General features: G+C 45.9%; 7 protein-coding genes and 1 pseudogene. 7 read left to right on the top strand and 1 reads right to left on the bottom strand.

Translation table 11 applies throughout. From position 1 onward, the window contains the following. The coding region (locus IH879_17580) for a DUF819 family protein (GenBank protein MCH7676734.1) at positions 1 to 577 on the bottom strand (577 nt) is incomplete at its 3' end. A 458-nt stretch (positions 578 to 1,035) separates the two neighbouring features. Between IH879_17580 and acnA the strand changes: the two genes are divergently transcribed. The 7 genes and pseudogenes from acnA to IH879_17545 all read left to right on the top strand — a co-directional run bounded on the left by acnA (position 1,036) and on the right by IH879_17545 (position 6,293). Continuing rightward, a complete protein-coding gene (gene acnA, locus IH879_17575) occupies positions 1,036 to 3,720 on the top strand; it encodes an aconitate hydratase AcnA (protein MCH7676733.1) in 2,685 nt (894 codons plus the stop codon). Between the two features lie 17 nt (positions 3,721 to 3,737). Continuing rightward, positions 3,738 to 3,965, top strand: coding sequence for an addiction module protein (locus IH879_17570; GenBank protein MCH7676732.1), 228 nt, complete (start codon positions 3,738 to 3,740; stop codon positions 3,963 to 3,965). 80 nt (positions 3,966 to 4,045) lie between these two features. Next, the gene (locus tag IH879_17565) at positions 4,046 to 4,261 is read left to right on the top strand and encodes a type II toxin-antitoxin system RelE/ParE family toxin (GenBank protein ID MCH7676731.1); all 216 of its coding nucleotides are present in this window, start codon (positions 4,046 to 4,048) and stop codon (positions 4,259 to 4,261) included. Between the two features lie 78 nt (positions 4,262 to 4,339). Next, positions 4,340 to 4,708: a DUF423 domain-containing protein gene (locus tag IH879_17560; protein MCH7676730.1), complete on the top strand. Its 369-nt coding sequence runs from the start codon at positions 4,340 to 4,342 to the stop codon at positions 4,706 to 4,708. A gap of 1 nt (position 4,709) precedes the next feature. Next, positions 4,710 to 5,483: a hypothetical protein gene (locus IH879_17555; GenBank protein MCH7676729.1), complete on the top strand. Its 774-nt coding sequence runs from the start codon at positions 4,710 to 4,712 to the stop codon at positions 5,481 to 5,483. Positions 5,484 to 5,575: 92 nt separating this feature from the next. Then, positions 5,576 to 5,965, top strand: a complete 390-nt coding sequence (locus IH879_17550) for a GxxExxY protein (protein MCH7676728.1) — start codon at positions 5,576 to 5,578, stop codon at positions 5,963 to 5,965. Positions 5,966 to 6,107: 142 nt separating this feature from the next. Further along, positions 6,108 to 6,293, top strand: a pseudogene (locus IH879_17545) (GxxExxY protein). Positions 6,294 to 6,437: the final 144 nt, after the last annotated feature.

Here is a 6,437-nt window from a genome sequence, read left to right as displayed (position 1 = left end):
CATCGTATTTAGTGCGAAACAGCTTTTTCATCAACACCATGGATGGTAGGGAAAATAGCAGTAAAAAATAGACGGTCATAATGAGGTTGTCAGCAGCGAATCCAGCCGTTAATAAGTCGCCGGATCTCAGCTGCAAGGCTTCTGAAGCCGCGACGAAATTCATAGAACCGCCAATGTAGGTGGCGCAAAAGATACCAGCTAGTTTATACCCTTCTTCGCCAAGAGGAATGAGTGCAAATGCAAGCAGGGTTCCCAGCACGGTTCCAATGGCCCCAAAAAGAAATGCCAGCAATGTTGGCCCTGCTTCCTTAATGATCATTCTTAAATCAGCTTTGAAAAGCAGAAGTGGAATCGCCAACGGCACGAGATACGACCAAACGACATCGTAGCCTTCAGCCTGCGATGGAATAATCGATAAGTTAGAGAGAATAAAAGCTGCCAGAATTGAAACGACCACCGCAGAGAGCCTGCTGCCCCACTTGGTCTTTTCAGCCCATAAGCCAAAAGCGGCTACCGAGATCAGGATCGCCCAAACGGCCCAATGTTGATCGGATTGGATTAATGTATTTTCAAACATCTCTGCTCCTTTTTCTTTTGAATCGTTTGTAAAAAGAGCTGATTTTAATATTTTGAGGAGGCCTGGTAAGTAAACTTTTGAAAAGTAAAGAGAATCTCTTTTGAAAACAAGGGGAAAGTCGAATTCTATATCAAACTAGTTGATTTCCAAACTTCATTTCATTATAATAATTTGTAGAGAAGTTTTATAATTTCTGAAATTATTGGCGATTTAGATAAAGGTTGAATATCTGAAAAATAGAGGCGGTCCTAAAAACCACAGCCGAGTGTCAATTCCGAACGAATGTGAGAAATCTGGAAGGAGAACTCAGGTGCAATACGCTATATTTTCAAGTGCATTACCATACATTGTTATCAGATTCCTCCCGGAGCCTGTCCTGAGCCCTGCCGAAGGGGTCGGAATGACATTTTGCTACTTTTTGGTATAGCCTTTTAACACAAAGCTTAAGGAGTAGCTAAATGGATAAAAAGCAGTTGAATAGCTTCAGCAGTCTGAGCACACTCAATGTTGGAGCGAATTCTTATGAAATATTCCGATTAAACGCATTGGAAAAAGCAGGGATTGGCAACATCTCCCGATTGCCTCTTTCAATGAAAATTCTGCTCGAAAACTTATTGCGCAAAGAAGACGGTGGGTTTGTCAAAAAAGAGGATATTGAAGCGGTCGCCAATTGGGATCCGGCTAAAAAGTCGGACAACGAGATTGCTTTCACCCCGTCGCGTGTCTTGATGCAGGATTTCACCGGCGTTCCCGCAGTTGTTGATTTAGCGGCCATGCGTGAGGCCATGAAAAATCTCGGCGGCGACGCGAAGAAAATTAACCCGCAAGTCCCCGCTGATCTGGTGATCGACCATTCGATTCAAGTGGATATGTTCGGCTCCGCCGGTGCCATGAAATTCAACACGGACAAAGAGTACGTGCGCAACCGCGAGCGCTATGCTTTTCTGCGCTGGGGGCAAAATTCCTTCCAGGATTTTCGTGTGGTGCCCCCGGAGACCGGAATTTGCCATCAGGTGAATTTAGAATATTTGGGGCAGGTTGTTTTCCAGTCAAAAATGGATGGAAAAACTTTTGCTTATCCGGATACTCTGGTTGGCACGGATTCTCACACCACCATGATCAACGGTTTAGGAATCGTCGGCTGGGGCGTTGGCGGCATCGAGGCTGAAGCGGCCATGCTCGGTCAGCCAATTTCCATGCTCATTCCCGAAGTCGTCGGCTTTGAATTTACCGGCGAGCTGGCCGAAGGCGCAACCGCAACGGATTTGGTGCTGATTGTTGTGCAGATGCTCAGAGAAAGAGGCGTGGTCGGAAAATTTGTTGAATACTTTGGCCCCGGGCTAAGCAGTTTGAGTCTTGCAGATCGCGCAACCATTGCCAACATGGCCCCGGAATACGGCGCCACAATTGGCTTCTTCCCGGTTGATGCCGAAACGTTAAAATATCTCCACCACACCGGACGCAGCGACGAACTGGTCAGCCTGGTCGAAGCTTATACCAAAGAGCAGGGACTTTTCCGAACCAATGAAACTCCGGACCCGGTTTTCACAGATATTCTCGAATTGGATTTGTCAACAGTTGAGCCGAGTATTGCCGGGCCGAAACGGCCGCAGGATCGGATTCGTTTGAAGGAATCTAAAAAAGCTTTCGAAGACGCATTTAAGACATTGAAATTAGCTGATACAAAAGATAGTGTGCAGGTTAGTGACAATGGTCATCAAGTCGAGTTGAACAACGGTTCTGTGGTAATCGCGGCCATTACCAGCTGCACCAACACCTCGAATCCATCTGTTATGATCGGCGCCGGGCTGCTGGCGAAAAAAGCGGTGGAGCGCGGGCTGCAGACCAAACCCTGGGTAAAAACCAGTTTGGCCCCCGGCTCCAAAGTAGTGACCGACTATTTGAACGACGCCGGCCTGATGCCGTATCTGGATGAACTGAAATTCAATTTAGTGGGTTACGGCTGTACCACTTGCATCGGCAACAGCGGACCCCTGCCGGACTATATTGTCAACGGCATTAAAGAAGGCAACCTGGTCGCGGCTTCCGTTTTGAGCGGTAACCGAAACTTCGAAGGCCGGATTAATCCACACACCCGCGCCAATTATTTGGCTTCGCCGCCACTCGTGGTTGCGTATGCCCTTGCCGGCCGTATGGACATCGACCTTTATAACGAACCCCTCGGACAGGATAAAAATAACCGGCCGGTTTTCCTGAAAGATATTTGGCCGAGCCTGAAAGAAATTCAGGAAGTGGTTCAAAATTCGGTTACAAAGGAAATGTTTGAAAAAGAATACGCCGAAGTGTTTACCGGCGACGAGCGCTGGCGGGCGCTTGAGATTCCTGAAGGCGATCTTTATGAATGGGACCCGAATTCCACTTATATTAGAAATCCACCGTTTTTTGAAAATATGCCGTTAGAACCGGCTGCGCCCAAAGACGTCGGGAACGCGCGTGTTCTGGTCATGGTTGGAGATTCGGTTACGACCGACCATATTTCTCCCGCGGGTGCCATTCCCGAAGACAGCCCGGCAGGAAAGTACCTGAAAAATAACGGAATTGAGCGGGCGGATTTCAACTCTTTCGGCTCACGACGCGGCAACCACGAGGTCATGATGCGGGGTACGTTTGGCAATATTCGTTTGCGCAACTTGCTGGCCCCGGGAAAAGAAGGCAACTGGACCCAGCACTTGCCGGACAAAAACCTGACTTCAATTTATGAAGCCGCGATGCAGTACATAAAGGAAGACATTCCGCTGATCGTTTTGGCAGGAAAAGAATATGGCATGGGTTCTTCACGCGACTGGGCCGCTAAAGGCACCCGTCTGCTCGGAGTCGAGGCCGTGATCGCCGAGAGCTTCGAGCGTATTCATCGCAGCAACTTGATCGGCATGGGCGTGCTGCCGTTGCAATTCAAAGCGGGTGAAAACCGGGAGTCGATTGGCCTTGATGGATTTGAGACTTATCAAATCACCGGAATCGCCGAGAATTTATCGCCGGGCAAAGAGTTGACAGTCACCGCAAAATCTGATGATGGCGAGGAAAAATCGTTTAGAGTCATCACCCGAATTGACACGCCGGAAGAGTTGAATTATTACAAGCATGGCGGCATTTTGCAGTATGTTTTGCGGCAACTTTTATAGAATAGATAGGTGATGAGATGACAGAGAAATCAAAAAAAATTGTAGAAGAAGCACTTGCTTTATCGGACAAAGAACGAACTGAAGTTGTAGAGCATCTACTCAATTCCATTGAACATCCTCCAGCTTTGACTGATGATGAGCTTAGAGCGGTTGTCGCTCGTCGATCAGCTGAGATTGAGGAGGGGAAGGTAGAGCCCGTAAGCTGGGGGGACGTGAAGAAGCGGGTTAACGATAACCAAAAATAATGGTTAATATTGTTTTTCACCCGGGGGCGGTCGAGGAATAAAGGGATGCTTTTGATGGGTATTTTCACAGGAATCGATCAATTGCTGAAAAGTTTCGACGCGAAGTTGAGAGAGCGGTTGAGATGATTCAGCAACACCCCCAGAGCTGGTCAAAGTTCGATGAGACTCATCGCAAGTTTCTGTTGCATAGATTCCCCTACTCAATAATTTACCAGTTGGACACCGACAAAAAGATTTGGATTACGGCTCTTGCGCATCAGAAGAGAGAAGAAGGATACTGGCTCAGCAGAGAGTGATACGTATTCGACCAATGGTTACAAAAATTTCATTTACAAAAGTCTTGTAAAAGTCAAAAAACAGCGAGGGAGGAAAACTTGGAGAGAATCTTCTTTTTAAGCGGCGCCATCTCGGCATTTTTGGGCGTCACTCTTGGGGCTTTTGCCGCCCATGGTTTGAAAACCCGCCTGTCTACCGAAATGTTCAACATCTTTGAAGTCGGCGTGCGCTACCACATGTATCACGCCCTCGCGCTTTTAGCTGTAGCCTGGGCCTGCACTCGCTGGCCGGGCTCATTGACAAACATGAGTGGCTGGCTTTTTATCATCGGTACGGTTATTTTCTCCGGAAGTCTTTACATTCTGAGTTTAACAGGTCTACGCTGGCTGGGCGCAATTACGCCATTAGGTGGCGTTGCTTTTCTCGGCGGCTGGGTCTGTCTGGTTTGGGCAATTCTGAAGAGCTAAAATGTCCGCAGCCGATCCCCCAAAAACTAATCTTCCGACTACAATCGATGAGGTCGTTGCGCGCATAGACGACATCATTGACCAAGCCCGCGAAGACAACAGCCGCATCGGATATTTCGCTGCGCTGTATCGCAAAGTAACGGTTCGGGTGCGCGACGGCATCGCTGCCGGTGAATTCGAGGATGGCGAACGCATGGAACGTCTCGATGTCATCTTCGCCAACCGCTATCTCGCAGCGCTGGAACAGTACCAAAACGACATCCAACCAACCAAAAGCTGGCTCATCGCATTTCAATCCACTAAGAAATGGAATCTCTTGATTCTGCAGCATCTGCTCATGGGAATCAACGCTCACATTAATCTCGATCTTGGCATCGCCGCCGTTGAAACGAGACCGGGTGAGAGTTTGCAGGAACTCAAAAATGATTTCATGGCGATCAACAAAATTTTGTCCGATTTACTGGATGTGGTGCAGGACAAAATCGACGCCCTTTCGCCTGGATTTAATTTGATCGATAAAATAGGCGGCCGGACAGACGAAGCCATTATGAGATTCAGCATTCGGAAGGCACGGGACGAAGCGTGGAAATTTGCCAATGAACTCGCCGGGCTTAACCCCGAGGAACAGAAGAAAAAAATTGCCGAAAAGGATGAGCAGATCGAAGCTCTTGCAAAAATCGTCCGGAATCCGGGCTGGTTTATTAAAGCAATTCTATTTTTGATTCGGATGTTCGAAACCAGCAAAGTTTCCAAAGTCATCAATGTTCTTTTTTAACTTGGTTAATCTGCTAAATCAGTTTAATTAAAAAAACAATAAGCGTGATTAAGCTGATTAAACGGATAATCAATCGCTTAGGTGAGGTGAGGATGGGAAATCTAATTTATGAGGACTTAACTTATAAAATTCGAAAAAGCCTTTTTAGTGTTTATAATGAGTTAGGACCGGGATTCCGCGAGGAAACGTATAAACAAGCGGTCATGATTGACTTTAAAAATGCAGGAGTGCCTTTTGAACACGAAAAGATTTACGACGTAAGATATTTGGGTGAAAAAGTAGATAAATATAGAGTAGATATTTTAGTTTATGACAAAATAATTTTAGAACTTAAAGCAGTCTCAGAACTTCATCCTCGATTTGATGCGCAGTTGTTAAGCTACTTGAAAGTAACTCAGTTAAAAATTGGTTTATTAGTAAATTTCGGCAATAAACCTCTTGCCATTCGAAGATTCGTTAATCCACATATCGATAATTTTTAATCCGTTCAATCTGCTGAATCCGTTTACATAAAAAATAGTAAGCGGATTGAACTGATTAAGCAGATAAAAAAATCGTTTTATGTGAGGTTCAGATGGGTAATCTAATTTATGAGGACTTAACTTATAAAATTAGAAAAAGTCTGTTTATGTTTATAATGAGTTAGGTCCGGGATTCCGTGAGGAAACATATAAACAAGCGGTCATGATTGATTTTAAAAATGAAGGAGTGCCTTTTGTACGCGAAAAGATTTACCACGTAAGTTATTTGGGTGAGAAAGTGGATAAATATAGAGTAGATATTTTAGCCCGAATAATTCACAAACCATAAAAGTCGTCATTCCCGCCCCTGCTTTCGCAGGGATAAACTCCGGCGGGAATCCATTACAAATCAATAACTTAGTGCAGGTAATGGATGCCCGACTACTCGGGCATGACAATATTGAAGTTTTTTGCCTGAAATGGAAATTTATGA

This window comes from candidate division KSB1 bacterium, assembly GCA_022562085.1.
GTDB lineage: Bacteria > Zhuqueibacterota > Zhuqueibacteria > Oceanimicrobiales > Oceanimicrobiaceae > Oceanimicrobium.
The sequence above is the reverse complement of the archived record's forward strand: the minus strand, read 5'-3'. Positions and strand labels throughout refer to the sequence as shown.